22 protein-coding genes are annotated in these 25,278 nt (G+C 58.9%); 15 read left to right on the forward strand and 7 right to left on the reverse strand.

The window, feature by feature from the left end:
- Positions 1 to 8: 8 nt before the first annotated feature.
- The 3 genes from PF1751_RS13095 to PF1751_RS13105 all read left to right on the forward strand — a co-directional run bounded on the left by PF1751_RS13095 (position 9) and on the right by PF1751_RS13105 (position 2,703).
- Entirely contained in the window at positions 9 to 1,388 is a 1,380-nt protein-coding gene (locus PF1751_RS13095; RefSeq protein ID WP_044287166.1) for an MFS transporter, read from the forward strand.
- Positions 1,389 to 1,427: 39 nt separating this feature from the next.
- Entirely contained in the window at positions 1,428 to 2,258 is an 831-nt protein-coding gene (locus PF1751_RS13100; RefSeq protein ID WP_021492017.1) for a phytanoyl-CoA dioxygenase family protein, read from the forward strand.
- Positions 2,259 to 2,319: 61 nt separating this feature from the next.
- Positions 2,320 to 2,703, forward strand: a complete 384-nt coding sequence (locus tag PF1751_RS13105; RefSeq protein ID WP_021492018.1) for a tautomerase family protein — start codon at positions 2,320 to 2,322, stop codon at positions 2,701 to 2,703.
- A 280-nt stretch (positions 2,704 to 2,983) separates the two neighbouring features.
- Here PF1751_RS13105 and PF1751_RS13110 read toward each other — a convergent pair whose 3' ends face one another.
- The 3 genes from PF1751_RS13110 to PF1751_RS13120 all read right to left on the reverse strand — a co-directional run bounded on the left by PF1751_RS13110 (position 2,984) and on the right by PF1751_RS13120 (position 5,677).
- Entirely contained in the window at positions 2,984 to 3,466 is a 483-nt protein-coding gene (locus PF1751_RS13110; protein ID WP_021492020.1) for a GNAT family N-acetyltransferase, read from the reverse strand.
- A gap of 409 nt (positions 3,467 to 3,875) precedes the next feature.
- Positions 3,876 to 4,817: an AraC family transcriptional regulator gene (locus PF1751_RS13115; protein WP_044287167.1), complete on the reverse strand. Its 942-nt coding sequence runs from the start codon at positions 4,815 to 4,817 to the stop codon at positions 3,876 to 3,878.
- Positions 4,818 to 4,843: 26 nt separating this feature from the next.
- Positions 4,844 to 5,677 carry an oxidoreductase gene (locus tag PF1751_RS13120; protein ID WP_044287168.1) on the reverse strand — a complete coding sequence of 278 codons (834 nt, stop codon included), beginning with the start codon at positions 5,675 to 5,677 and terminating at the stop codon, positions 4,844 to 4,846.
- A gap of 60 nt (positions 5,678 to 5,737) precedes the next feature.
- Here PF1751_RS13120 and PF1751_RS28870 point away from each other — a divergent pair, with 60 nt between their 5' ends.
- Positions 5,738 to 6,022, forward strand: a complete 285-nt coding sequence (locus tag PF1751_RS28870; protein ID WP_144407260.1) for a hypothetical protein — start codon at positions 5,738 to 5,740, stop codon at positions 6,020 to 6,022.
- 144 nt (positions 6,023 to 6,166) lie between these two features.
- Here the strand turns inward: PF1751_RS28870 and PF1751_RS13125 are convergent, their stop codons facing one another.
- Positions 6,167 to 7,081: a LysR family transcriptional regulator gene (locus PF1751_RS13125; protein ID WP_010210548.1), complete on the reverse strand. Its 915-nt coding sequence runs from the start codon at positions 7,079 to 7,081 to the stop codon at positions 6,167 to 6,169.
- A gap of 247 nt (positions 7,082 to 7,328) precedes the next feature.
- Here PF1751_RS13125 and PF1751_RS13130 point away from each other — a divergent pair, with 247 nt between their 5' ends.
- The 4 genes from PF1751_RS13130 to pgm all read left to right on the forward strand — a co-directional run bounded on the left by PF1751_RS13130 (position 7,329) and on the right by pgm (position 13,620).
- Positions 7,329 to 8,351: a zinc-dependent alcohol dehydrogenase family protein gene (locus PF1751_RS13130; protein WP_010210545.1), complete on the forward strand. Its 1,023-nt coding sequence runs from the start codon at positions 7,329 to 7,331 to the stop codon at positions 8,349 to 8,351.
- Between the two features lie 705 nt (positions 8,352 to 9,056).
- Positions 9,057 to 10,466, forward strand: a complete 1,410-nt coding sequence (locus PF1751_RS13135; protein WP_044287169.1) for a hypothetical protein — start codon at positions 9,057 to 9,059, stop codon at positions 10,464 to 10,466.
- The gene (locus PF1751_RS13140) at positions 10,463 to 11,869 is read left to right on the forward strand and encodes an aminotransferase-like domain-containing protein (RefSeq protein WP_010210543.1); all 1,407 of its coding nucleotides are present in this window, start codon (positions 10,463 to 10,465) and stop codon (positions 11,867 to 11,869) included. Before PF1751_RS13135 ends, PF1751_RS13140 begins: the two co-directional genes overlap by 4 nt.
- A 107-nt stretch (positions 11,870 to 11,976) precedes the next feature.
- On the forward strand, positions 11,977 to 13,620 hold the full coding sequence (gene pgm, locus PF1751_RS13145) for a phosphoglucomutase (alpha-D-glucose-1,6-bisphosphate-dependent) (protein ID WP_044287170.1): 1,644 nt from the start codon (positions 11,977 to 11,979) through the stop codon (positions 13,618 to 13,620).
- Between the two features lie 64 nt (positions 13,621 to 13,684).
- On the opposite strand, the gene PF1751_RS13150 is transcribed toward pgm, so the two are convergent.
- Positions 13,685 to 14,380: a pirin family protein gene (locus tag PF1751_RS13150; RefSeq protein ID WP_010210541.1), complete on the reverse strand. Its 696-nt coding sequence runs from the start codon at positions 14,378 to 14,380 to the stop codon at positions 13,685 to 13,687.
- 218 nt (positions 14,381 to 14,598) lie between these two features.
- On the opposite strand from PF1751_RS13150, the gene PF1751_RS13155 reads away from it, so the two are divergent.
- Positions 14,599 to 17,046 (forward strand): UvrD-helicase domain-containing protein, encoded by a 2,448-nt coding sequence (locus PF1751_RS13155; RefSeq protein WP_010210538.1) that lies wholly within the window; start codon positions 14,599 to 14,601, stop codon positions 17,044 to 17,046.
- Positions 17,047 to 17,083: 37 nt separating this feature from the next.
- Here PF1751_RS13155 and PF1751_RS13160 read toward each other — a convergent pair whose 3' ends face one another.
- Positions 17,084 to 17,356: a DUF1652 domain-containing protein gene (locus PF1751_RS13160; protein WP_010210537.1), complete on the reverse strand. Its 273-nt coding sequence runs from the start codon at positions 17,354 to 17,356 to the stop codon at positions 17,084 to 17,086.
- Between the two features lie 257 nt (positions 17,357 to 17,613).
- Here PF1751_RS13160 and PF1751_RS13165 point away from each other — a divergent pair, with 257 nt between their 5' ends.
- From PF1751_RS13165 to PF1751_RS13180, 4 genes are read left to right on the forward strand one after another with little or no spacing between them, the layout of a single operon-like run.
- The gene (locus PF1751_RS13165) at positions 17,614 to 18,423 is read left to right on the forward strand and encodes a helix-turn-helix transcriptional regulator (protein WP_010210536.1); all 810 of its coding nucleotides are present in this window, start codon (positions 17,614 to 17,616) and stop codon (positions 18,421 to 18,423) included.
- Between the two features lie 49 nt (positions 18,424 to 18,472).
- Positions 18,473 to 19,879 (forward strand): NAD(P)/FAD-dependent oxidoreductase, encoded by a 1,407-nt coding sequence (locus PF1751_RS13170; protein WP_044287171.1) that lies wholly within the window; start codon positions 18,473 to 18,475, stop codon positions 19,877 to 19,879.
- A 26-nt stretch (positions 19,880 to 19,905) separates the two neighbouring features.
- Complete coding sequence (locus PF1751_RS13175) at positions 19,906 to 20,247, forward strand: cupin domain-containing protein (protein ID WP_010210534.1); 342 nt, start codon at positions 19,906 to 19,908, stop codon at positions 20,245 to 20,247.
- 60 nt (positions 20,248 to 20,307) lie between these two features.
- Positions 20,308 to 21,387: a polyamine ABC transporter substrate-binding protein gene (locus PF1751_RS13180; protein WP_044287172.1), complete on the forward strand. Its 1,080-nt coding sequence runs from the start codon at positions 20,308 to 20,310 to the stop codon at positions 21,385 to 21,387.
- A 133-nt stretch (positions 21,388 to 21,520) separates the two neighbouring features.
- Here PF1751_RS13180 and PF1751_RS13185 read toward each other — a convergent pair whose 3' ends face one another.
- Entirely contained in the window at positions 21,521 to 22,306 is a 786-nt protein-coding gene (locus tag PF1751_RS13185; protein WP_010210532.1) for a helix-turn-helix transcriptional regulator, read from the reverse strand.
- Positions 22,307 to 22,506: 200 nt separating this feature from the next.
- Between PF1751_RS13185 and PF1751_RS13190 the strand changes: the two genes are divergently transcribed.
- Together PF1751_RS13190 and PF1751_RS13195 are read left to right on the forward strand one after the other, a co-directional pair.
- Entirely contained in the window at positions 22,507 to 23,871 is a 1,365-nt protein-coding gene (locus PF1751_RS13190) for an APC family permease (RefSeq protein WP_044287173.1), read from the forward strand.
- Between the two features lie 9 nt (positions 23,872 to 23,880).
- Positions 23,881 to 24,984 (forward strand): DmpA family aminopeptidase, encoded by a 1,104-nt coding sequence (locus PF1751_RS13195; protein ID WP_044287174.1) that lies wholly within the window; start codon positions 23,881 to 23,883, stop codon positions 24,982 to 24,984.
- The last annotated feature ends 294 nt before the right edge of the window (positions 24,985 to 25,278 follow it).

Consider the following 25,278-nt stretch of genomic DNA (forward strand, 5'->3'; position numbering starts at 1 on the left):
AATTGATAATGGATACTTCCAGCAAGAAGAAATTAACGTTGCTCGCCACCTGCCTGGGGTTCGTGGTGGTGTTGCTTGATGTCAGCGTGGTCAACGTCGCGCTCGAAAGTTTCAAGGCCGAGTTCGCCACCGATGTGCTGCAACTGCAATGGATCGTCAACGCTTACACGCTTTTGTTTGCCTCCTTCCTGCTCACCGGGGGCGCGCTGGGTGACCGGTTCGGGCACAAGAAAGTGTTTTTATGGGGGTATGTGGTCTTTACCCTGGCCTCGCTGGGCTGTGGCCTGGCCCAGACGTTGCCGTCGCTGATTGGCTTTCGAGCGCTGCAAGGCATCGGTGCTGCACTGCTGGTGCCGACGTCCCTGGCCCTGGTGCGTATCACCTTTGAAGTGCCTGCCGAACGCAGCAAGGCGATTGCCTTGTGGGCGGGCGTAGCGGGCATTGCGCTGGCGGCCGGTCCGGTCGTGGGCGGGTTACTGATCGGTGTGTTCGGGTGGCGCAGCATTTTTTTCATCAACTTGCCGATTGGCCTGATCGGCATTGTGTTGTGCCTGATCAACGCACCGCGAATTCCGGCCAATCACAAAGGCGGTTTTGACCTGTGGGGGCAACTGCTGGCGTTGTTTACCCTGGCCAACCTGACCTACACCGTCATCGAGCTGGGCCGCCAGAAAGGTCTGGACCAACGCGTTGTGATGCATGCGCTGTGCTTCCTTGGCGGCCTGCTCGGATTTTTGTGGGTCGAATCACGTACCGCACGACCGATGGTTCCGCTCGCGGTCTTCAACAATGCGGCCTTCAGCCTGGCCTCGATATTGGGAGTGATCGTGAACTTTGTGTTCTACGGGCTGATTTTCGTGTTCAGCATTTTTTTGCAGCAGGTCAATCACTATTCGGTGATCAATACCGGACTGGCCTTTATTCCCATGACTGGCGTGCTGTTCTTCGGCAATCAGTTGGCGGCCCGTTGGTTGCCCAAGTTGGGTGAGCGGCGCCTGCTGTCGTTGGGGCTGGCCATCGCGCTGCTCGGCGTGGTTGCGCTCACGCCGTTCGTGGGTGGGGCGCCTTACGCCCACATTGCCGTGCAGATGTTTGTCATCGGCTTCGGTATCTCACTGACGGTGCCCACCTTGACTGCCACCGCCGTTAACCATGTCAGCAGTGACAAGTCCGGCGTGGCGTCGGCCATCGTCAATGCGTCGCGCCAGGTGGGCGGCCTGATTGGCGTGGCGATCTTCAGTCTGTTGATCAACGTTGCCGACGCCGCCCAGTTCGGCCATGGCTTCATCCAAGTTATCGTCTTGTCCTCGCTGCTGTTGGCCGCGGGCTGGGCGTTGACGCTCGTGTTGCTGCGCAAGCAACCCATGGCCGCGCAATCGGCCGCCTGAAGCAGTGCTCAATAAACCTGGAAACATTGGAGATTGAACATGCAAGCAGTCATGAAGACCGAGGCAAACGACGGCTACGCGCCGCACTCTCTGGACGCCCAGCAAATCCTGGATTATCGGGCCAACGGCTGGATGAAACTGGAAAATGTGATCAACGCCCAAACCGTGCAGATGCTGCTCAACGAGGCCAAGACCCGGATGGGCGAAGTCGCGCGCACCGTCGATCGCAACGATCCCGGCAAGCAGATCGAAAATGCCTACCGCTGGTATGCGCGCTGGGATGAAGTCTCCGCCACCTGTCCGCAGATCAAGGCACTCAGCCACTCGCCGCAGCTGGCCAGCATTGCGTCGCAACTGGCGGGCGAGGAGGTGCGGTTCTATTCGGACCATGTGTTCGCCAAGAACCCCGAGTCCGAAGCCGGCGGTGACACTCCCTGGCACCAGGACTTTCCACATCATCCACTGGACCGGCAAGGAGCGCTGAATATCTGGATCGCGCTGGTCGATCTCACGCCGGAGATGGGGACCATGCAGTTTCTCAGCCGCAGCCACCGAGCGGGCATGCTGGGGCGCTACTTCAATCGCCGCGATAACGTAACGTTGCTCGACGAACATCCTTGGGTGCTGGATGAGTTCGAAATGTCACCGCCTATTTCGCTCAAAGCCGGCGATGCCACCGTGCATGACATGAACGTGATCCACGCGGCTCCCGCTAACAGCTCTAATACGCCACGATGGGTGTATTCAACCCTGTGGTTGCCCGTTTCGGCACGCTACACCGGGGCTTCCAACCACCGTACCGACCCCCTCGGGTTGACGCTGGATATGCCGATGGAGCACCCGAAGTTCCCCATTATCCCAACGCGCTGACAGGCAGGTTACCCGGCCGGCGCCTGCCGGTCGGTGTTTGATTACGCCCAAGGAGTTGAACATGCCACATGTATACCTTGAGTACACCGCAGGGGTAGGGAGTGACGTTAATTTCAAGGAGGCTAGCCAGCGCCTTCATAACACCCTTGTTGAGGTTTCCGGACTGCGGCTGGACTTGGTTAAGACGCGGCTCATTCGATACGACAGCTATTTCGTAGGTGATTGCGTTGAGCCTCAGGAGTTCATCCATCTGAACGTGTCGACTGTTTCCGGTAAGGCTGGCGATGATGAAAAACGCCACACCATCAGCAGTCTCCTGCTGGAGGTGCTCGCTGACATTTTCGAGCCGGTGCTGCGCCAGCAGAAGGTGGATATATCCGTACAGATCACTGAAGTGCCCGCAAGTGGCTACGTGCGCATACGATCAACGTTTTTGGAACCATGATGGTTGGATGATGGAATGCATCAAGATGCCCGTCTTCGGCCTCGCCGGGACCGTTGATGTATTCATATCGCGACAGGTTCGCTATCAGCATCGCGGCGATGAAAATGAATGCGCGCCCAGTTTTGCCCCCCTTTACATCGGGCGCGCGGGCGATCGCGAATGGGGGCTTATGACCTGACGCTTCACTTCAACGCCGGATCTCCAGGGTTAAGCTTCCTCCACGACTGCATGCCGGACTGACTTACTCAACTTGAGTTCGGCAGCCTGCTCGTCACCCGCGTTACAGGAGCTCTCCACTGGCCAACTGTTTCCGCATCGGTGTACAAGCCAGCTCAAGACCGGAGGGCGAGGTATAGATAGCTTGAATATCTCCGTGATAGCCACACCGACGGTAGAACGCGGCTGCGTTAGGGGTAGCATCTAAATGGATGTCGAGGATCCCAGCGTTAAAGGCCAGTCGCTCAAGGTATAGGAGCATTGTCTTGCCAATCCCCTGTCCCATGAATGCAGGCAATACGAAAATAGCGCCTATCTCTCCAGACTGGAAATCAATCAGACCTGTTGCGACCGGTATCTCGCCCAACCAGGCAACGTGGTACTCCTTTTCCACCCAAGCCCGATATCGGTCTGTGAGCGGCACATCAGTCCACGCCATTACTTGCTCAGCGGTATAGACGGTAATGCATTGATGCCGGATCGCCTGGAGGCGTATATCAAACGCGGCCTCGGCGTCAGTACGTTTGGCTGGGCGGATCAACAGCATCTTCACTCTCCTTGTCATCAATGAGTTGGAAGGGGAATGAAAAAGCCCCATCCATTTCTGGCGGGGCTTCTGGTCAATGCTTCTGTTCTAAGCGCACATCGCCCTATGGCCCGCCAAAGGCAGTCATCAAGGGGCGCATCATGCTAACGAGATTTGTAGGCGTCATTGATCGATAATCTGGAAATTCGAGCACTGTGTCAAGAAACGAAAATGCGAACTGGCGAGTGGCTCTTTCGGGAAATCTGATCGTGTTCAGACCATTTACTTTGTCCAGACGTCTTCACCAGACCCTTACTGTTCATCCATGCGGCCGCAGATGTGAAACTTCACTCGCCCGCCGTATCGGCAGGCACGCCATCCGCACGATCCCAAGCCTACTGGCGACGGCCAAGACAGGATTGTTTGAAACTCAGTGTGATGACACGAAGGGCAAAGGGGTTGGCGGTGCCGGCAACGCATAAGCCTGCTTCATCCATGCCACCTCCGCTATTGGCGTGCGTCCGAAGAGGCGTTTGAAATCGCGGCTAAATTGCGAAGCACTTTCATAACCCACCAGAAATGCCGACTTGGCCGCTGTCAGGTCGTTACGCAGCATCAGTAGTCGCGCTTGATGCAACCGCGTCGACTTGAGGTACTGCATAGGCGAGGAATCGGTCACCTTGCGAAAATGTAGATGAAAGTTAGGCACGCTCATCTGCGCTTCCTGGGCGAGGATTTCTACATCCAGACGCTCGTGGTAACAGTGGTGGATTTTGTGAATGGCGCGCGTCACCTTGCCGAACTGACCCTGCTGGGCGATAGCCGCGCGTAGGGTGCCGCCTTGTTCGCCAGTGAGGATGCGGTAGTAGAGTTCGCGCAACATCGCCGGTCCGAGGATTTGCGCGTCGGTGCAGTCGCCCATGACTTCCAGAAAACGCAGGGTCGACTGGCGCAGCGGTTCGTCCATGGGCGAGGCGTACATACCCATAGGCTGAGCCACGCGGATGTTCCATACCTCATCTACCTGCTGAATCAGCTCACCGGCCAGATTGAAATCCAGACGTATGTACACCGCCAGCATTGGCTCCGCCTCGCTAGCGTCAGTCTCCATTGTAAAAGGCACGGGCACTGACACCACCAGATAATGCTGGGCGTCGTAGATGTAAATGTCATCACCCAGATAGCCGCGTTTCTGCCCCTGACAGAGGATGACGATGCCTGGTTCATATAGAACCGGCGTGCGCTTCAGCGGCCGGTTGGAACGCAGAAAACGCACATCATCCAGCGGACTCAGGTTGTAACCCTCCAGCGGTGCAAGCTGGCCCATCAACTGCACCATACGCGCATTGCTCGGATCCTTGGATTTCGGCATCGATTGTACGTTCTCCACTTTTATGCTCAGCCGTCCGTGGAACAGCTCAGCGCTTCCCATTGCTCAATACTCTCCGCCGTCCGCTGCAGCTTGTCACGCACCAGAGCCAGGGCGTCGCTGCCCAGCAGCAGTTGAGCCGGCGGATTAGGGCTGGTGATAATAGTCATCATGGCGCGTGCGGCTTTCTGCGGGTCGCCCAGTTGAAGACCGCTTTTTTCCTCACGGGCTTTTCGCACCGGGTCGAACGTCGCATCGTAGTCACTGATGCTGCGCGGCGTACGCCGCATCGAACGACCTGCCCAGTCCGTTCGGAAAGACCCCGGCGCCACGGCCGTTACAAAAATATTGAAGGGCGCAAGCTCTTTGTTCAACGTATCAGAGATGCCCTCCAGGGCAAATTTGCTGCCGCAGTAGTAAGCAATACCTGGCATGGTGATATAGCCACCCATGGACGTGATATTGAGGATACGTCCCGCCCGTCGCTGGCGAAAAAAGGGCACAAACGCCTTGGTCATCGCCACCGCGCCGAATACATTGACGTCGAACTGACGGCGCATTTCCTCCAGCGACGACTCCTCGAAAACCCCTTCGTGGCCATAACCCGCGTTGTTAACCAGCACGTCCACCGGGCCATACTGATCCTCAACAGCGGCGACGACGGCGTCGATGGCATTAAAGTGGGTAACGTCCAGCACCACGCCATGGGCTCTCTCAGGCAAGAGCGCCTGGAACGTTGCCAGAGAGGATTCGCTGCGAACAGTGCCGATCACTCGATGGCCCTGAGCGAGAGCTTCCTTCGCCAGGGCCTGGCCAAAGCCGCTACTAACGCCCGTGATAAAAATGGTTTTGTCTGCACGCATGGGGCGCACTCCTGAATATATAAGGTCAGGCTATGCTAGGGCGGGGAGTGGTTGGGAACTATGCCTGATTCGATTTTAGTATTGCCTGATCCTATCGGAGTGATCGGCGAGCAACCTGAAAACGGGTGGCAAAAAACGAGGCCAAAGGAAGAAAAACGACGGGCTTATTTACTTGCTCCAATGTCTGCTTCGTGTCGCGAGTGGTTTTTCGGCAACGCTGATGTGCATAGGGTCTGGCCGAAGGTGTCGCACCTGCGCTTCAAGGTGTTCGCATTGGCAGTAAAGGCTGTGCGCGCAGTTAATCGCCGAACAGATCGAACATCAGGTGTCGGAACCATTTATTGACGGGGCCCGGTTGTATTTGCTGGGCCAGAATAAGTTGATGGCGATTTCGGTAAGGCAACGGGACTGGCGGGCTTGGAAATGAAAGGGTCTCCATGGTCTATGAAAAGGCATAAATGATCAGATAAACAGCCTGCCCGACGTCGCCTAAAGACTCTCAGGGTCGCCAAAAAACATCTGAATCCGTGACCGCAACCACCGCTCACCCGGATCGTTATCCTGCGACCCACGCCACGCCATATGCAGCTCAAAGCTGCGCACCGGCAACGGCGGGTCCTCCGCCCGCAGGCCTCCCGCCGAGGTCAGCGCCTCGGCCGCATAATCCGGCACGGTTGCCAGAATATCCGTGCCTGCCAGCAAAGTACCCAGGCCGTTGAACTGCGGCACGGCCAGTACTACATGGCGTTTGCGGTCGAGTTTCTCCAGTTCTTCGTCGATAAACCCGCTCAAGTCACCGGCAAACGACACCAGCGCATGGGGGCGGGCGCAGAAGTCGTCCAGGCTCAGGGAGCCCGGTACGCTGTCGGCGCGCAGCAGTTTGGGCAGGCTGCGGCGCAACACTTTGCGTTTGGCGTTGGCCGGCAGGTCGGCGGTGTAGCTGACGCCGATGGAGATTTCGCCGGACGCCAGCAGGCCGGGCATCAGGATGTAGTTGACGCGGCGTACTACCAGCACAATGCCGGGGGCTTCGGCGCGCAGGCGTTTGAGCAGTTGGGGCAGCAGCGCGAATTCAACGTCATCGGAAAGGCCGATGCGGAACACCGCAGTGCTGGTGGCCGGGTCGAACTCGGCGGCGCGGCTGACGGCGGTGGAAATAGAGTCCAGCGCCGGGGAGAGCAGGGCGAAGATTTCCACTGCCCGCGCCGATGGCTCCATGCTGCGGCCGGTGCGCACGAACAAGGGGTCATCAAACAGCCCGCGCAGGCGTGACAAGGCCGCGCTGATGGCCGGCTGGCCGAGGAACAATTTCTCGGCAGCGCGGGTCACACTGCGCTCATGCATCAAGGTTTCGAATACGATCAAGAGGTTAAGGTCGACACGACGCAGGTCGTTACGGTTCATCTTGTGTCCTGGAAGAGTCAGCAAACTTGACGAGAGCGGCCATATGTAAACAATGGCCGGCATGAATCTTACGGGGAAAGGCTGGTACTCTGCACAGGATAATTGAGTTTTCCTACGATAGCTGAGGTCTATCCCTCACATGCGGAATCAATGACAGACATGTCGACTATTAATGGCGACCGGTGGCCTTACCCGGAAAGCCCAGATAGAGTTCATGGCATTAGAGGTTACTTTGACGAGGTTTGCGATGTCCCGCACGATCCGTTTTCACAAGTTTGGTCCGGCCGAGGTGCTCAAATGCGAAGAGCATGCAGCCGCGCAGCCCGCACCGGGCGAAGTGCAGGTGCGTGTCGAAGCGATTGGCATCAGCTGGTATGACATCCTGTGGCGCCAGAACCTGGCGTCTTCCCATGCACGCCTGCCGTCCGGCCTTGGTCATGAGATGGCCGGTGTCGTGGTCGCTGTAGGCGATGGCGTGGATGATTTGGCTGTGGGCGATAAGGTGGCCAGTTTTCCGGCCGAGAGCCCCAATGATTACCCGGTGTATGGCGAGCAGATCGTCCTGCCCCGTTCGGCCTTGACCCGGTATCCGGATGTCTTGAGCCCTATCGAGGCGAGCGTGCACTACACGCCGCTATTGATTGCCTACTTCGCGTACGTGGATCTGGCGCGGGTCAAGCCTGGGCAATTTGCCCTGGTGACGGACGCCAGTCACTGCGCCGGGCCGTCCTTTGTGCAACTGGGCAAAGCGCTGGGCATACGGGTGATTGCCGCCACCAAAGACAGTGATGAGCGTGAATACCTGCTGTCCCTCGGTGCGGAGAAAGTCATCGTCACCGAAGAGCAGGACTTGCTGATGCAGATCAACAAGTTCACCGACAACCGTGGTGTTGACGTGGTGTTTGACGGTTTGGGCGGCCCGCAGATGTCGTTGCTGGGCGATGTGCTCGCACCGCGTGGCAGTCTGGTGCTGTATGGCTTGCAGGGCGGCAACCAGACACCGTTCCCGGCCTGTGCAGCGTTCCAGAAGAACATTCAGTTCTTTGTGCACTGTATCGGCAATTTCACCGGCAAGCCTGAACTGGGCATCATCCAGGACCAGGTCGCCTTGCAGCGAGCGCTGAGGGACATCAACCAACTGACTGCCGACCGTGTGCTGGTACCGTTGAAAACCACCGTGTTTCCGTTCAATCAGTTCGTGGAAGCGCATCGCTACATGGACGAGTGCCCGTGCCGCGAGCGCGTTGCGTTGCAGGTTGAGGCTGTTTAGCCTGTAGGAATATTCTCAAAAAAGTATTTCTTACACCTGTCGCATGGGGCAAAAGCGCCATTTGACAGGCTGCAGCGGTGTTACCCTTCAGCTGCAAGACGGGTACTTTAACCCCTGAAATCTGATCTTTTCACTCACGCCGCCCTGAAATCCAGTGCGGCGTCTTTGTGTGCGCGTGACTTATAGGCCGGTAGTTATTCATCTGCACTGCTTTTCGGCAGGGTTCTGTATCTATTAATCATTATTCCAGCACTGATAATTGCGCCTTCACTTTCATCTCAAGGACTGAGCAATGATTGAATATCCGATACCGCTATTGCGAGTAGTTGGGACTGATCTCGCAGCAAGCGCAGGACGCCAGGGGAATACATTTGCCCATGTAAAACCTCAATACAATAAGTTTGAAAGTTGGTCGCAGTTATTTGTAAGACGCTTCCTTAACTGGTTGCTCAGGTATGTGTAAGAGTTTGTCGGAAACATCCTAGGGTCGCGATCCAGTTTGCCGAGGGCCAGTAAATACGGGGTTTTTAAGCCTTTTCAGGGGGCGATCCTAATACGATGGACCTGATGTCATTTTGTTGCGTGGTGCTAGTGTCTAGTCATTAGCGCACAGGGCTGCGCGCGAATTTCTTACACGCGTAATAGGTCGAGCAAATACTGTCAGCAGTTGCTTGAAACTGATATCCAAACTCAGGTAATAGAATGATGAGCACTATTCACGAACAAGCTATGACGTATGTTTATCAGCAAGTTCTACAACGCCTGATCGGGCACTTTTCTCGTGCAGAGCGAACGGCACTCCAGTTATTGGTCCAGCGAATCGTGGTGGCGGCAGGCGGCATGGAGCAAGTGGGGGGTTACAAAGTGCTGGTGGCCCATGGTGGCGGCAAAGTGAGTAGCTACACATTGGCCTTGCTGCGGGCTGCCCAATTGACCATCGCCGGCCGAGCCCCGCGAACCTTTCACTTGCGGGTCGCGACATTGCGGCATGCGGGAATGACCCAGGGCATGCTCGACGACCTCAATCAGGGCTATGGGCGCCTGTTTCTGCATGATGATCCAAGGGTTGAGCTGCTGATGGTAGACAACCAGGAAGTGACACCCTTCAACCATTTGCGACCTGCGTCTACGATTGGGCGAGAAATCAGCCAGCGCAACATGTTGATGATCGGCCACCTGAGCGCCGGTGACTGCCGTGCGACATTAAGCAGTGATACCTACTTGGCGCTTGGGGATTTCTACCAACGCGTCACTGCCTGGGATGGCGGGGTCCATGCACTGGTCAGTGGCGATTCCCCGCGTAAACAAAGTCAGCTTCTTGCCTGGCTCAAGAACACAGCACGCGGCGCGGGTATCGCGATCTCGGACACTTGGCCGTCGTCGCTCACCGGGCTGTTCGCGCGCATGGACGAATGGAGTACCGCTTATTACGGTGACGTCTACGGAGAGCACTATGGGGTGAGTGACGACCCCAGCAAGAACGGCCATCGTCACTTGGCTTACATTGGTGTTGCCGATTTGCTGGACGACGTCGACCTGCCATCTTCGCCCATGCTCAACGTGTTCATGGCCTTCACGCCTGACCCGCAGGGTTTTCACTTCAGCCATCCTTCCTATTCCAATCCCCTGCTGATGGCGCACCTGCGTGGGTTGCAGGCCCAATGTCTACGGGACCTGGATTATCAAGAGGGCGTGCAAGAGTTTATCCGGCAGGCCGCACGCCATATGCCCGAGGCGTTGCTCGCGCAGGTGAGGAGCAGTGAAGGGCGCAGCCTGTCGAGCACCTACGCTCAACAGTTCTTTGGCTTGGACGAGACGCAATTGATTTGCCTGTTGTTTTCACCTTTTGTCCATCATGGTGAACGGCTGGAAGGCTATTTGCGACAATGCCATCCGGGCATGCTGGTGGCCTTGCCTGAACTGCACAAAGCCCTGCAGGGCAAACCGTCTGCCGACATGCTGCAACAGTGGGTCACCGATACCAGCGGTTTACCGATGCCTTTGTTGCAACACCTCTATCGCAAGCGTGCGCTGGGCTACTCAAGTGGCAAACTGCGCAGTGCTGACACCATGGCAGAGGGCAGCGCGCAGGCCTGTCAATCGTCCGGGCGATGACGCTGCGCGGCGAACGACAGGCGGATTTCGCGTATCAGGCGGTCTATCGCTACATGATCAACCTGATCAACGAAGTCAGTACCGATACACGAGTAAAACTGCCATCCCTGCGGCAATTGGCGGGACGCTTGAACGTGTCGATCTCGACGGTCCAGTATGCCTACTCGTTGCTTGAAAAAGAGGGCAGGGTTTATTCGGTGGCTAAATCGGGTTATTACGCCTGGCCACTCTCGGCAAATCCGCTGGCGGGCACCAGCGGTGATCCGCTTGATCGGCTCTACGCAGCGGCGCGGCGCCCTGGCATGGTGGTGCTCAGCGGAGATGAACCCGCGCTGCTGGCCTCGCTGGATGGCACGCTGTTGCGTCTGGAGCGCGAACTCGTCCGCCAATATCCGCGGTATTTGCAACCCTGGTCCCAGCCTTGCGGTGTCTGGGAGCTGCGCGCAGCGTTGGCGGCGCGCTATACGTCGTCGCCCACCCGCTGCTGGCAGGCCGATGATGTCTACATCGGTCCCGACCTGCGCGGTGTATTGGACATCCTCATCGAAGTATTGGGCCTGAGGGGGGCGCCGGTGATTGTGGAATCGCCTTGCGATTGGTTGGTCCTGCGCCTGCTCCAGGATGCCGGGGTGCGTGTTATCGAGCTTCCCTGGACACCGGACGGGCGACTGGATCTGGTGAACCTTGATCACTTGTTAAGCGCTGAGTCGGTGCGTCTGGTGTTGCTGTCATCAAGAGTCAGCTTGCCGGCCGGGGTTTCCATGCCACCCCAAGATCGCCTGGCCCTTGCACAATTGCTCGATCAATACGGTTGCTGGCTGCTGGAAAACGACACCTTTGGCGAGTTGGGTTTCGACGAGCCGCAGGCTGCACTACGCGAGCTGGTGAACCCTGAACGATTGATGGTGTTTTCCTCCTTCGAGAAAGTGTTGGGTTCGGAAGCGCCCTATGGCTATCTGCTGTCTCGGCGTATGAACAACGAATTGCAGCGCCATTTCCTGCTGCGCTCCTTTCGTTTATCACCGATCCGTCAGCGCGCCATTGCGCGCCTTTATCACAGCGGGCGGATCGACCAGCACCTGCGTGGGCTGCGCCTGCAGTTACGCCTGCAGGCGGACGAAATGTGCGAGCGCCTGGACCGGGACCTGAGCGACCAAATGACCTACCGTGCGCCAGCTGCCGGCGCAGCGTTCTGGTTGCGCTCCATAAGAACCGTCGATATGCGCCAGGTATTCCAGCGCCTGCTTTCCCAGCAAGTGGTGATTGCCCCCGGCGAACTGTTCAGTGTCAATGGCCTGCATCAGCAGCATTTGCGCCTGAGCCACACCTTTCAGGGGCAACCGGACCTGAATGTCGTCCTGGCGGCGCTAAGCGAAGCATTGCGTCAGGCACAGATGGGATGATTGCGTGAAGTTTCTTTGACTGTTGTAGGATCGATAACGTCGCGAAGCAGTCCAACACTCAGTAAACTGCCGTTTTTTTCCCGAATCCTTCTTTCCGAGGTTTATGCATGACAATCAGTCCTTTTGCGGGCAAGCCGGCGCCAGCCCAGTTGCTGGTGGATATCCCGCGACTGGTCACGGCCTACTACACTGGCCAGCCTGATGCAGCAATCTCCACCCAACGCGTGGCGTTCGGTACCTCCGGCCACCGTGGCAACTCGTTTGAACTGAGCTTCAACGAATGGCATGTACTCGCCATCAGCCAGGCTATCTGCCTGTACCGCGAAGCCCAAGGCATCAACGGCCCGCTGTTTGTGGGGCTGGACACCCACGCACTGTCGACACCTGCCGGTGCCAGCGCGCTGGAAGTGCTGGCCGCCAATGGCGTGCACGTGATGCTGGCTGAGGACGATGAGTACACGCCGACGCCGGCGATTTCCCACGCGATCATCTGCTACAACCGTGGCCGCACCAGCGGCCTGGCCGACGGCATCGTCATCACGCCGTCGCACAACCCGCCGCAGAGTGGCGGATACAAGTACAACCCGCCCAATGGTGGCCCGGCCGACACCCACGTCACCAAGTGGATCGAAGCCAAGGCCAATGAGTTGCTGGCCAACAAACTGGCCGGGGTCAAACGCATCACCCACGCCCAGGCCCTCAAGGCTGACACCACCCATCGTCATGACTACCTCAACACCTATGTGGCTGATCTGGTCAATGTGATCGACATGGACGCCATTCGTAGCGCCGACCTGCGCCTGGGCGTGGATCCGCTGGGCGGAGCAGGGGTGCGCTACTGGTCGGCGATTGCCGAACACTACCGGCTGAACCTGGAGGTGGTGAATACCGAGGTCGACGCGACTTTCCGGTTCATGTGTGTTGACTGGGACGGCCAGATCCGCATGGACCCGTCCTCCAGCTACGCCATGCAAGGCCTGATTGGTCTCAAGGAGCGTTTCGACGTTGCCTTCGCCTGCGACCCGGACCACGATCGCCACGGCATCGTCACCCCGTCCGGCGGCCTGTTGGCGCCGAACAATTACCTGGCGGTGTCCATCGACTATCTGTTCCAGAACCGTCCTGACTGGCGCGCGGACGCCGCCGTGGGCAAGACTGTCGTCAGCAGCGGCTTGATCGATCGCGTTGCCGCCCGCATTGGCCGTCGTCTGTACGAAGTGCCAGTAGGCTTCAAGTGGTTTGCCGATGGCCTGTTCGACGGTTCGTTGGGCTTTGGTGGCGAAGAAAGCGCCGGTGCTTCGTTCCTGCGCAAGGACGGCACGGTCTGGAGCACGGACAAAGACGGCTTGATCCCGGCGCTGTTGGCCGCGGAAATGACCTCGCGCAAAGGCCAGGACCCGAGCCAGATCTACCGCGGCCTGACGGACGCCCTGGGCGAACCGTTCGCGATTCGTGTGGATGCCAAGGCTACTCCCGCGCAGAAAGCCCTGCTGGGTAAGTTGTCGCCGGACCAGGTCACGTCTACCGAATTGGCCGGGGAGAGCATCCAGCAGATCCTCAGCCATGCGCCGGGCAATGACCAAGCGATCGGCGGGTTGAAGGTGATGACCGAAAACGGCTGGTTCGCCGCGCGCCCATCCGGCACCGAGGATATCTACAAGATCTACGCCGAGAGCTTTATCGGTGAGGATCACCTCAAGCAATTGGTGGAAGAGGCGCAGGTGTTGGTAGACGGTGCTATCAGCCAATAACTGATCCTGTGTAGGAACTTGGGGGACGTCGGCAAGCACTCGACGTTCCCCAGCTCCAACAGGGTCAGGCGAGGTCGACCAACACAATTTCGCTGTCTTCAACCGCTGTCACTCGCAACACCTGCTCGTCTTCAACCGCCACACCATCTCGAGCTTGTGCACGCAAGCCATTGACTTCAATGAGTCCGGTCGCCGGCACCAGATACGCCCGACGCCCGTTGTCCAGCCGGTATTCGGCAGTTTCTCCAGCCCTCAGGTTCGCCGCCACCAGCCGTGCATCCGCACGAATGCGCAAGCTCTCGCTGTCCCCGGCCTTGCCACTGGCCAGCGTCACAAAGCCCTCGCGTTCACCCTTGGGAAACGGCTTGGCACCCCAAGACGGCGGTAAGCCGGCCTCGTTCGGAATGATCCAGATCTGGAAAATCTGGGTCGGCGTGTCTTCCAGGTTGTACTCGCTGTGGGCGATCCCGGTGCCTGCGCTCATCACCTGTACATCACCGGCTTCGGTGCGACCCTTGTTGCCGAGGTTGTCGGCATGGCTGATCGCGCCTTCACGCACGTAGGTGATGATTTCCATGTCGCGGTGCGGATGCTGCGCGAAGCCAGTGCCCGGCGCGATAATGTCATCGTTCCATACCCGCAGGTTGCCCCAGTGCATGCGCTCGGGGTCGTGGTACTCGGCAAACGAGAAGTGGTGATGAGCGTCAAGCCATCCGTGGTGGGCGCCGCCCAGGGATTTGAAAGGTCGAAGTTCAAGCATGATCGTCTCCTGTGAATGGCTCTATGATCCTGCAGCTCATAATCGATAAAAAGCGTAAAAACTGCCTTATTCCTATCGGCTAATTAGATTGGTCGCTGGGGTTTTGACTTTCAGTTCATCGCCTAACTGCATGACTGCAAAGCAATTGGCTGGAACTCGGCGTCGATTCCGGCGACCATGGCGCACTTGTCTGAACCCAGCTCATCGCAGGAGTCCGCGTGTCGCAACAAAAGCCTGATCTTCCTCCCGAACTGCGCCCTTTGGCTGAAATGCCGCTATTCAAACGCTTGGCTGCACGCCTGTTTGGCCATGGTCTGACGCGTCTGCGCGCCCAGCACCGGTTCTCCTGGTTGCACGGGCAGGCCGACGGTTTTCGCAGCGGGCATGAGGCGGGCGTGGAGTATGGCTACCGCGAAGGTAAGGCCGAGGGCATCGAGGAAGGTCGCCAGGTGCTATTGATTCGTGACTTCCGCCCGGATGAACACCGAGCGCCGGGCGTGGATGACAGTCTGTTCGATGATTGGCGCCTGCCGCTTACCGCCGAGCTGAAGAAACGCATGAAGGCCGACGTTGCGCGATTGCTGCCGGCTCATGCCCAGCCCAGCGCGGCGCAATGGAAGATGATTTTCAGCGAAACGCCTTCAACCTCAGTGATCGCCGGGGCCGGTGCCGGCAAATCCACGTCGCTGGTGTTGCGCATTTTGCTGCTCACCCATTACCTGGGCTTTGAGCTGAGCTCAATGACGGTGGTGACCTTCACCCGTGAATCGCGCAAGGACTTCATCAACAAACTCATGGAAATTCTCAACCTGTGGGGCCAACCCCTGGGTGTGAAAGAAGCCCAAGCCGTGGTGCGTACCTTTCACTCGCGCATTCTGCCCATGGTGCGCAGTCTCCCGGGCTTTGAGCGCCTGCAAGCCTTCGAAAACCTGAACTCGGGTTTTGAAGACGCCGACAGCAACCCCTTCGACCTGCGTATCAACGAAGCCCAACGCCAGCAGATGAATGCCTGCTATCACCGGCTGCATAGGGAACACCCACGGTTCCGTGAGCTGATTGCGCCGCTGGCGCGCCACGGCCTGCAGCTAAAGGCGTTGGAGCGCGATCACCCGGATGTGCAAAAACGCGTGGCTGTCACTGAGCTGGCCGCCAAGCGCGATGAAGAACTCTGCGATGTGATTGAGGACCTGTGGTTCCGTGCAGGTGCGTGGCCGATCAAGGGCATTGAACCCAACCGCCAGACCATAGAAATCAACGGCGCGCAGTTCCACTGCCATGGCTATATCCCTGAGCTGGATGCCTGGGTGGTGCTGGGCTTCGATTCACGGGAAAACCCACAGACCAGCCGACCTCACTCAAAGCTTTCGGTGCGCGCAGAGTGGGCGGTAAAGCGCACGTTGTTTCAAGCTTTCTGTCATAAGCCATTGATATGGCTGGATAGTTATGAATCATCAAGGCGTTTGCTGAGCAGTGTGGCCGGTGACGCCATGGCCGGCCCCGGCTTTGATTACAAGGTCAAAGGCGAGTTGGCGTCAGCGCCGCTGCTGGACAGTTTCGTCGCGGCCGCCGGATTTATCGAGAACCTCGGCCTGGACGTACCCACCGCTGTCGGGCAGATGAGCTTTGCCAAGGATGACCCGGACCGCTTCTTCTTTGAAGCCTTGAGCATCTTCTGGAAGGCCTTGGAAGATCACCTGCTGGACCAATCGCCACCGATCATGACCTATAACCGGATGTTCTCGCTGTTCGGCGAAAACACCCCGGAAAACCTCAAGCTGCTCAGTGATCCGCTGCTGCGGCCGCTGTCGCACCTGATGATCGACGAATTCCAGGACGTTTCGCCGCAGATTGTCTCGTGGATCCGCGCCAGCCTGCGCGAGATCCGCAGCCGTGGCCCTGCGATTCATATCGGGCGCGGCGCCCAGCGCTCATCGTTGCTGTGTGTGGGGGATGACTGGCAGTCGATCTATGGCTGGCGGGGCAGTTCGCCCAAGTACTTCATGGCCTTCGACAAGGAGTTCCCGTCGCCGTCTACTACCCGCGTGATGCTGGGCGAGAACTACCGCAGTCACCAACACATCATTGATGCGGCCGAGCACATCGTGCGCGCCGCACCGGCGATTCCTGGCAAGAAAGCCAAGGCCAGTGGCGCGCCCCAGGCCTTGGTACCGGTCAAGGTGCTGGAACGGGACGACGCGGCATTGGGTCGGCAGCTGTCGGAGCATTACCAGAAGGGCGATTCGATCTTGATGCTTTATCGAAAAAGTAGCGATAAGTCATTGATTGAAGAGCATATTAGTTCTGTAGTTAATGTGGATTCTAGCTTGCCGCCCCAGGCACGCAGGCTGAAGCAATTGACCTATCACAGTGCGAAGGGCCTGCAGGCGGACGCGGTGTTTATGCTTGGGGATTGCCAGCATGTCACCAGCTCGCCGTATAAAAACCAGGTATACCGGATGGCGGGCCTGGGCAATGCTGGCGACAGCGAGCCCTATGACAATGCGCAAAAGGACGAAGTGCTGCGCCTGGCCTATGTGGGCATCACCCGCGCCGTGAGCCATTGCTATTGGTACGTGGAAAAGCCCGAAGGCCAGGCAGTGAATGTGCCCAAGGCGTCGGAGCGGGTGGATGGCAAAAAAGCCTTCTTCGATGATCAACGCAACTGAGGGTGCACCGCAGCTAGCCTGTGAGCGGGCTTGCGAATCAGGCCCGCAGGGATTGCGGCGGCACAAACGACTCCAGCTCATCCTCCACCGCTTCGATGATGCGTTCCACATCGGCGGCATTCATTACTGTGGCGCAGGGGATGCCGGCGATGGCGATCAGCGTCTCGCCGCTGGCGCGGTTGAACAATCGAACGATCATGCTGCCGGGCGCGTCCATGCTGCCCTCAAAGCCCATTGGATGGAAATGCCAGCGCATCAACTGGCAGGCGTTGGGGAACGTCACTTTGTTCATGTTGCCCACCTTGTTCATAGAGCGCTTCCTTTAGCTCGTGGCAGGGGGGCCATGACCTTCACTGGTCATGGCGTTCAAGCATTCAAAATAGCATCCGCTCGCAATCGCAAGGTGACTTTTTCGGCCCCGTCTGGCGGTTGTTTTGCGTTAGGTTGATACAGGTCATGTCCTGCTTGAGGTTGGGCAATAGGCCATTAGTCAGAAGAGCCCACTGGCCATTGAAGACTCCGGCAAAATTCGGCAATCTTCACGGTTTACCCGCCGCAGAGCCCTCCATGCCTGACATCGCTCCAGACGATGATTCCCAGCAATCCCACGCCACACGCGAGCTGGTGCTACGCCACCACCTGTGTTGGCGCCATCGGGACCTGGAGGGCGTAATGTCCTACTACCATCCGGACATCCAGTACCACGACTTTTTCCAGAACCGTGTCGTCGGTTACGCCGAGTTGCGTGAATACCTGCAAGCCAGCATGCCGCGCGAGGCCGACGAAGCGATCGAGCACAGTGATCGCATCCGCGCCGATGGCGACACCGCGTTCATCCAGTACCGCATCACCTTGCGTGGCGGCCACGGGCTGGTGTCATTCCGCACCAGCGAAGCCATCACGGTACGTGACGGGCTGATCTGGCGGGTCAATGAATACGCGTCCCTGGTGCATGAGCAGCCCGCCCAGGCCGCGCGGCCTTCGGTCAGCCGCCTGGGCTTGTCGCCCCAGCAGTTGGGGCACATGGCCAATGACCTGCAGCAGTACTTCCAGCACAAACAACCCTACCTGGACCCGGAACTGGACCTGCAGCGGGTTTCAAAGGAATGTGGCTACAGCCGCAATCAGATTTCCTACCTGCTGAACCAGGTGCTGGGGCAAAGCTTCTATCGCTACGTCAACCAGGCTAGGCTCCAGCACTTGCTGGCGGCGCTGGACAAGGCCGTCCCGCCGATAAAGGTCGACGACCTGGCATTCGCCGCGGGTTTCAACTCGCTGTCGGCGTTCTACAGCGCGTTCCGCCAGCACACTGGCCAGTCGCCCAAGGCCTACGTCAAACAAATTTCCCTGCGTGCACGCGCGCAAGACAGCCCCTGACACCGCGCTCTAGGATCCAACCTATCGAAACGAGGTAGGGGATCCCGGCATGCCGGCATGGCGCAACATCAGCTTATGGATGGACCAGTTGGACGAGCCGCTGCACGCGCGGCCGTCGCTGGAACATGACCTGGACGTCAACGTGGCCATTATCGGCGCCGGCTATACCGGGCTGTGGACCGCGTACTACCTGAAACGCCAGGCGCCCGAACTGAACATCGCGATCATCGAAGCCCAGACCGCAGGCTTTGGTGCCTCCGGACGTAACGGTGGCTGGTTGATGGGTAACGTGCTGGGTGAAGACCGCCTGTTGGCCGGCCTGAGGCCAGAACAACGCCGCGCCTCGTTTGACCTGCTGCATGCCATCCCCGATGAAGTGGCCCAGGTGCTGGCGCGTGAAGGCATCGACTGCGACTACCGCAAGGGCGGCGCCCTTTACTGCGCCGCGCGTTACCCTGAGCAGGAAGTCAGCCTGCGTCGCTACTTGGACAAGCTCTACGCCCAGGGCCTGACCGAAGCCGACTATCGCTGGCTCAGTCCGCCACAACTGGCCGAACAGATTCGCATCGCCAAGCCTTATGGCGGTATCTATGCGCCGCACGTAGCGACTATCAACCCCGCCAAGCTGGTGCGCGGGCTGGCGCGGGTGGTCGAGCGCATGGGCGTGACGATCTACGAAAACAGCCCGGCCACGCACTGGCAGTCGGGCAGTGTGCGCACGGCCAAGGCCAGTGTTCGTGCTGCCTGGGTGGTGCCGGCAGTGGAGGGCTATGCCAACACCTTGCCGCTTTTGGGCCGTTACCAACTGCCGGTGCAAAGCTTGATCGTCGCCACCGAGCCGTTGCCGGCCAGTACCTGGGAGGCAATCGGCCTGAGCCATGGCCAAGCCTTTGGCGAAAGCAGCCGCCAGGTTACCTATGGCCAGCGTACGGCGGACAACCGCCTGGTGTTCGGCGCCCGTGGCGGTTACCAGTTTGCCGGGAAGCTGCGCCACGACTTCGATCTGACTGACAGCGAGGTCGAGCTGCGTCGCTACCTGTTCGGTGAGCTTTTCCCACAGCTCAAGCACGTGAACATTACCCATTCCTGGGGCGGCAACCTGGGCATGTCGCGCAATTTCCGACCGCACATGCTGTGCGACCACAAAACCGGCATCGCGCTCTCGGGCGGGTATGGCGGCGAGGGCGTCGGCGCCACCAACCTGGGTGGCCGCACCCTGGCCGACCTGATCCTGGGCCGCGACACTGCGCTGATCCATCAACCCTGGGTGATCCGCGAACGTGGCCTGGACGCACTCAAGCCCTGGGAACCCGAACCCTGCCGCTGGTTGGGCTACAACGCGATCATTCGCAGTTTCGTCCATGAAGACCAGGTGTTGGCCAACCCCAATACCGCCCCTTGGCGCCGCAAGCTGGCGACCGGCGTGGCCGGGTTCATGGAAGGTTTCATGCACTAAGTCGTTTCACTTACACGGGAAAACCCATGAGCATCACTCAATTCAAAGACACGCTGAACGCCCACCTGCCGGACTCGTCGCCCGTCGCCGTGCCCCTGGGTGAGCCCATCGCCGTGGCCTCGACCCTGAGCGTCGAGCGCAACGACGGTGTCGAGACCGGCATCTGGGAATGCACCCCAGGCGTCTGGCGTCGACAGATCAAATCCCAGGAGTTTTGCCACTTTATCCAGGGCCGCTGCACCTTTACCCCTGACAACGGTGAAGTCGTCCACATAGAAGCCGGTGATGCACTGATGTTGCCGGCCAACAGCACTGGTATCTGGGATATCCAGGAGACCGTGCGCAAGACCTACGTGTTGATTCTGTAACGCTTTGATCCTTGATCGCCTGCCATAACAACAGCCCTAAAACCGCCAGGAAATCGAACCATGAAAGCCATTGCCCTGTTGCCCTTGATGTTGGTGGCCTCTATCGGCCAGGCCGCCGAGACGGTGAAAATCTACAACTGGTCGGACTACATTGCGCCGGACACCACCAAGAACTTCCAGAAAGAAACCGGCATCGGTTTCACCTACGATGTGTACGACAGCAATGAAACCCTGGACGGCAAGTTGATGACCGGTCAATCCGGCTACGACGTGGTGTTCCCGTCCAACCATTTCATGGCCCGGCAGATCCAGGGCGGCGCGTTGAAGAAGCTCGACAAGAGCCAGTTGCCCAACTGGAAGAACCTCAACCCGGTGCTGCTCAAGGCCCTGGAAAACAACGATCCGGGCAATGCCCATGGCTTCCCGTACCTGTGGGGCAGCACCGGCATCGGCTACAACATCGATAAGGTCAAGGCGGTCTTGGGTGACAACGCGCCGGTCGATTCCTGGGACTTGATCTTCAAGCCGGAGAACATGGCCAAGCTGCAGAAATGCGGGGTGGCGATTCTGGATAACGGCCCGGAGCTGCTGCCGGCCGCGCTCAACTACCTGGGCTTGCCGCACCACAGCAAGAAGCCCGAGGACTACAAGAAAGCGGAAGACCTGCTGATGAAAGTCAGGCCTTATGTGGCGTACTTCCATTCCTCGAAATACACCGCGGACCTGGCAAACGGCGATATCTGCGTGGCGGTTGGGTTCTCCGGCGACATCCTGCAGGCTGAAAGCCGTGCCAAAGAAGCCAAGAACGGCGTGAACATCGGCTACAACATTCCCAAGGAAGGCGCCGCGATCTGGTTCGACATGGTCGCCATGCCCGCCGATGCGCCCAACGAGAAAGCTGGCTATGCGTTCATGAACTACCTGTTGCGCCCGCAAGTGATGGCCAGCATCACCAACTACGTGCATTACGCCAACGGCAACCAAGCCGCCGACAGCCTGGTGGACCCGGCGATCAAGGCCGACACCAAGATCTACCCGAGCCCCGAGATGATGGGCAAGCTGTTCGCGCTGGAAGCCATGCCGCTGAATATCGACCGGGTGCGCACGCGGGTATGGAACACCATTCGCACCGGTAAGTAAGTGCCACGCCCGCCCCCCTGTGGGAGCGGGCTTGCCCGCGAATACGGAATGTCAGATCAATAGATCTGGCGACTGGTGTACCGCATTCGCGGGCAAGCCCGCTTCCACATTTAAACCGAGTACAACCTCGGGCTCAGGGGTTTTCCAGGTCATGCCCCAACGACTGGATAAATAACGAAAACAGCTCCGGCTGTGATGAGATATCCAGCTTCGCGTACAAATGCCGACGGTGCACCTTCACCGTATCCGGCGAGATGTTCAGGCGCTCAGCCATGGCCTTGGACGAGAACCCGCGCAGCACCAGGCGGGCGATTTCCAATTCGCGCTCCGATAGCACGCCGCAGCCAAACTGACTCAATGCATCCCTGATCTGGCTGTCCATCGCCGGCGCTCGCTGGGTGCTTTGCTGCCAGTGCTGCTGCATCAACGGCAGTACCCAGGCCGCCACGGTGGTCATCAGCCCGGTCTCTTCAAGGCTGAAGCGTCGCTGCATGCCCAGCGACAGCGATAAGGTCCCCGCACCCGGCAATTGCAGAATGAACTGCACCTCGTCTTCCAGCACGTTGTCGTGGAAGTAATTGAGGAAGTATTCACTCTGGCGAAAGTGGTCCGGCGCCACTTCCTCCAGGCGATACACACCGCTGGCATACCCCTCACGGCAGGCCTGGAAAAAGGGGTCGAGCAAATACAAGCCATTGAGGTACACCAGCATCGACGCTGGTTTGCTGCTGGGCTGGGCGTCGTATTCTTCGAGGGCCTGGGGCGGCCCCTCCAATGGGTAGAAGATCGCCAGGGCGTTATCGAAGGGCAGGCACTGATGCAGCAACAACACCAGCTGTTTCCAGAAGCGCTCGGTGCCGATGTGCGCGACGGTGCGGCCCAGGCCGGCGTGCATGCCGACTTCGCGAAACAGGCTCATGTGACAGGCTCCCACCCACAAAACATCGGCCAAGGGTTCGGCTTTTGCCGGGTGGCGTCAAGGGGAGTACGCCAATAGGGGAATTGGCTGATATGAACGTCGCGTTTATCGTCGCCATCATTCAGCGGGAAACATAGCCCGTGACTCATCAGACTTTTCGTTTCTGCCTCACACCAAGAACAACGACAGAGGATAACGATATGAGCACTTCCCCCACGCCCGATGGCGTGCTGAAACCCACCTTGAGTGTCTTCGATGTAGTCGCCATTACCGTATCGGCGGTGACGCCGGCCAGTTCCGTGTTTGTGATTGCGCCCTTTGCCATCCAGCAGGCGGGTAGCGGGGTGTTCCTGGCGTTCGTGATGGCCGGTCTGCTTGCCTTGATGTTTGCCTTTTGCTACGCCGAGCTGGGCCGTGCACACAACAGCGCCGGGGGCGAGTATGTGTACGCCAAGCGCGTGTTTGGTGGCATGGCGGGTTATGCGACGTTCCTGACCGTGCTGGTGATGTTGCTGTTTATCCCGCCGGTACTCGCCACGGGAGCCGCGACTTACCTGAACAACGCGCTGGGCACGAAGTTTGACTCGCAAACCGTGGCGCTGGTGATCGTGGTGTGCAGCTACGCCCTGGGCATCCTCAATATCAAGCTGAATGCCTGGATCACCGGCACCTGCCTGCTGCTTGAAGTGGCGGCGCTGCTGGTGATCGTGGTGATCGGTTTCGGCAACCCGGTGCAACCGGCCAGCGTGCTGTTCCAGCCGCAGATCGTCGAAAACGGCGTGCTGCACCTGGCGCCCTGGGCCCTGGTGATCGGCGCGGTGGGCATCGGTCTGTTTTCCTACAATGGCTATGGTCCGGCGGTGTTGCTTGCCGAGGACATGAAGTGCGGCGGCAAAGGCGTGCACAAGGCGGTGCTGTGGTCCCTGGGGCTGGTGGTGATCATCGAACTGGTGCCCATCACCGCGTTGTTGATCGGCGCGCCGTCGCTCAGTGAAATGATCAGCAGCCCGGACCCTATCGGCTATCTGTTGACCAGCCACGGCAATGAAACCCTCTCGCGGTTGGTCAGCGCCGGGATCTTCCTGTCGGTGTTCAATGCCATCGTCGCCATCGTGATCCAGATCGGCCGCGTAGTGTTCAGCAGCGGCCGCGATGCGCTGTGGACGCCGAGCATCAACAAACTGTTCACTCGCATTCACCCGCGCTGGGATTCGCCGTGGTTGGCTACGCTGTTCCTGGCGATTCCTTCGGCGCTGCTCAGTTTCAGCTCCAACCTGGCCGACCTGACCTCGTTCAGCGTCTTGCTGATCATGCTGGTGTACCTGGTGGTGGCGTTGAGTGCGTTGATGAGCCGGGTGCTGCTGCGTGATCGCGAGCATCCCTATCGCATGCCGCTGTGGCCCCTGCCGGCGTTGGTCGCGGTACTGGGCGCGGGCTATCTATTGGTCACCTTGGTGGCGGCGGCCTCGATCCGCGACATCATGATCATTGTCGGCTTGCTGGCCCTGTCGGTGATTCTGTATTGCATCAGTGGCCGGTTGAGTCCGGTCTTCCAGAAATTGTAAGGAGTGGTTATGCGCGCACGTCAATTGGGCATCACGTTGGGACTGGGCACGCCCGGTGAGTGGAACGCCATCACCGATGTGCCGGGAATCCGGGTCGGCCACAGCACGATCAAGACGCTTGTCGATGGCAAGCACGTGCGTACCGGCGTCAGTGTGATCCAACCGCGCGCTGGCGAGGCGCGCCAGCAACCGTGCTTTGCCGGCTATCACGTGCTCAATGGCAATGGTGATGCCACCGGCCTTGAGTGGATCAACGAAGCAGGGCTGTTGACCACGCCGCTGGCCATCACCAACACCCACAGCATTGGCGTTGTGCGCGACAGCCTGATCGCCCTGGAGCGCGAACGCGTGGCGGACCCGGCGGTGTACTGGTGCATGCCGGTGGTGATGGAAACCTATGACGGTCTGCTCAATGACATCTGGGGTCAGCACGTCGGCCCCGAGCATGTGCGTGAAGCCGTGGACAACGCCGAAACCGGTCCGGTGCAGGAAGGCGCAGTCGGCGGCGGAACCGGCATGATCTGCCATGAGTTCAAAGGCGGCATTGGCACGGCTTCGCGATGCTTGCCGGCAGAGCAGGGCGGTTGGACCGTCGGCGTGCTGGTGCAGGCCAACCATGGCAAGCGCCAGGAACTGCGGGTGGATGGCTATCCGGTGGGGCGCCGGTTGATGGAGATTGCGTCGCCCTTTGCCGAACAGGGTACGCCAGGCATGGGCTCGATCGTGGTGATCCTTGCTACCGACGCGCCGTTGTTGCCGCACCAATGCCAGCGCCTGGCGCAACGCGCGTCCATCGGCATTGCACGTACCGGCGGCGGTACCGAGGATTCCAGCGGCGATCTGTTCCTGGCCTTTGCCACCGGTAACCGCGATTTGCCGGCGGCGGATTACGGGCGCAAGGGCCTGCCTTTCAGCAGCGCGTTGCAGATGGTCAATAACGACCATATTTCGCCGCTGTTCAGCGCTGCGGCGGAGGCGGTGGAAGAGTCCATCATCAATGCGATCTTGGCCGGAGAGGACATGCTCACCGATCAAGGTGTCCTGGTGCCCGGACTGGAGGGTGAAACGCTGTTGGCGGCCTTGCACAAGACGGGGTGGAGTGTGTCCCGGTAATCGGGGGCACCTTAAGTTATTAATTCAAGTAGTGGCTGTTTAATGTTGCCAATGACACCCTGCCAATATATTGGATCCACAATTAACAGCGCCGCTCTAGTTGAGCGGCGTTAGTGCTATTTAATATTTAAATAAGTGGAGGTGGGTTTTCGGCGGGCAAACCCAAGTTAACCCAGCAAACACGGCGCGGAACTTTATTTGGGTTGATGATGAGTCAGGTTTTGCCGCTGGAAAAGATGTAGACGAAAGATTTCAAGTTGTGTCAGTTTTCTTACGCCTTCAAAAGAGGCGAGT

Origin of the sequence: Pseudomonas simiae, assembly GCF_000934565.1 — a bacterium.
In the GTDB taxonomy this organism is placed as follows: Bacteria; Pseudomonadota; Gammaproteobacteria; order Pseudomonadales; family Pseudomonadaceae; genus Aquipseudomonas; species Aquipseudomonas simiae.

Excerpts from the sequence above, each read along its gene's own strand:
- PF1751_RS13130 (WP_010210545.1), top strand. The coding sequence starts at position 7,329 with ATGTCCCGCACGATCCGTTTTCACAAGTTTGGTCCGGCCGAGGTGCTC.
- PF1751_RS13195 (WP_044287174.1), top strand. The coding sequence starts at position 23,881 with ATGCGCGCACGTCAATTGGGCATCACGTTGGGACTGGGCACGCCCGGT.
- PF1751_RS13175 (WP_010210534.1), top strand. The coding sequence starts at position 19,906 with ATGAGCATCACTCAATTCAAAGACACGCTGAACGCCCACCTGCCGGAC.
- PF1751_RS13140 (WP_010210543.1), top strand. The coding sequence starts at position 10,463 with ATGACGCTGCGCGGCGAACGACAGGCGGATTTCGCGTATCAGGCGGTC.
- PF1751_RS13115 (WP_044287167.1), bottom strand. The coding sequence starts at position 4,817 with ATGCCGAAATCCAAGGATCCGAGCAATGCGCGTATGGTGCAGTTGATG.
- PF1751_RS28870 (WP_144407260.1), top strand. The coding sequence starts at position 5,738 with ATGCCTGATTCGATTTTAGTATTGCCTGATCCTATCGGAGTGATCGGC.
- PF1751_RS13190 (WP_044287173.1), top strand. The coding sequence starts at position 22,507 with ATGAGCACTTCCCCCACGCCCGATGGCGTGCTGAAACCCACCTTGAGT.
- PF1751_RS13180 (WP_044287172.1), top strand. The coding sequence starts at position 20,308 with ATGAAAGCCATTGCCCTGTTGCCCTTGATGTTGGTGGCCTCTATCGGC.
- PF1751_RS13100 (WP_021492017.1), top strand. The coding sequence starts at position 1,428 with ATGCAAGCAGTCATGAAGACCGAGGCAAACGACGGCTACGCGCCGCAC.
- PF1751_RS13105 (WP_021492018.1), top strand. The coding sequence starts at position 2,320 with ATGCCACATGTATACCTTGAGTACACCGCAGGGGTAGGGAGTGACGTT.
- PF1751_RS13170 (WP_044287171.1), top strand. The coding sequence starts at position 18,473 with ATGCCGGCATGGCGCAACATCAGCTTATGGATGGACCAGTTGGACGAG.
- PF1751_RS13150 (WP_010210541.1), bottom strand. The coding sequence starts at position 14,380 with ATGCTTGAACTTCGACCTTTCAAATCCCTGGGCGGCGCCCACCACGGA.
- PF1751_RS13120 (WP_044287168.1), bottom strand. The coding sequence starts at position 5,677 with ATGCGTGCAGACAAAACCATTTTTATCACGGGCGTTAGTAGCGGCTTT.
- PF1751_RS13160 (WP_010210537.1), bottom strand. The coding sequence starts at position 17,356 with ATGAACAAGGTGGGCAACATGAACAAAGTGACGTTCCCCAACGCCTGC.
- PF1751_RS13185 (WP_010210532.1), bottom strand. The coding sequence starts at position 22,306 with ATGAGCCTGTTTCGCGAAGTCGGCATGCACGCCGGCCTGGGCCGCACC.
- PF1751_RS13135 (WP_044287169.1), top strand. The coding sequence starts at position 9,057 with ATGAGCACTATTCACGAACAAGCTATGACGTATGTTTATCAGCAAGTT.
- pgm (WP_044287170.1), top strand. The coding sequence starts at position 11,977 with ATGACAATCAGTCCTTTTGCGGGCAAGCCGGCGCCAGCCCAGTTGCTG.
- PF1751_RS13110 (WP_021492020.1), bottom strand. The coding sequence starts at position 3,466 with ATGCTGTTGATCCGCCCAGCCAAACGTACTGACGCCGAGGCCGCGTTT.
- PF1751_RS13125 (WP_010210548.1), bottom strand. The coding sequence starts at position 7,081 with ATGAACCGTAACGACCTGCGTCGTGTCGACCTTAACCTCTTGATCGTA.
- PF1751_RS13095 (WP_044287166.1), top strand. The coding sequence starts at position 9 with ATGGATACTTCCAGCAAGAAGAAATTAACGTTGCTCGCCACCTGCCTG.
- PF1751_RS13165 (WP_010210536.1), top strand. The coding sequence starts at position 17,614 with ATGCCTGACATCGCTCCAGACGATGATTCCCAGCAATCCCACGCCACA.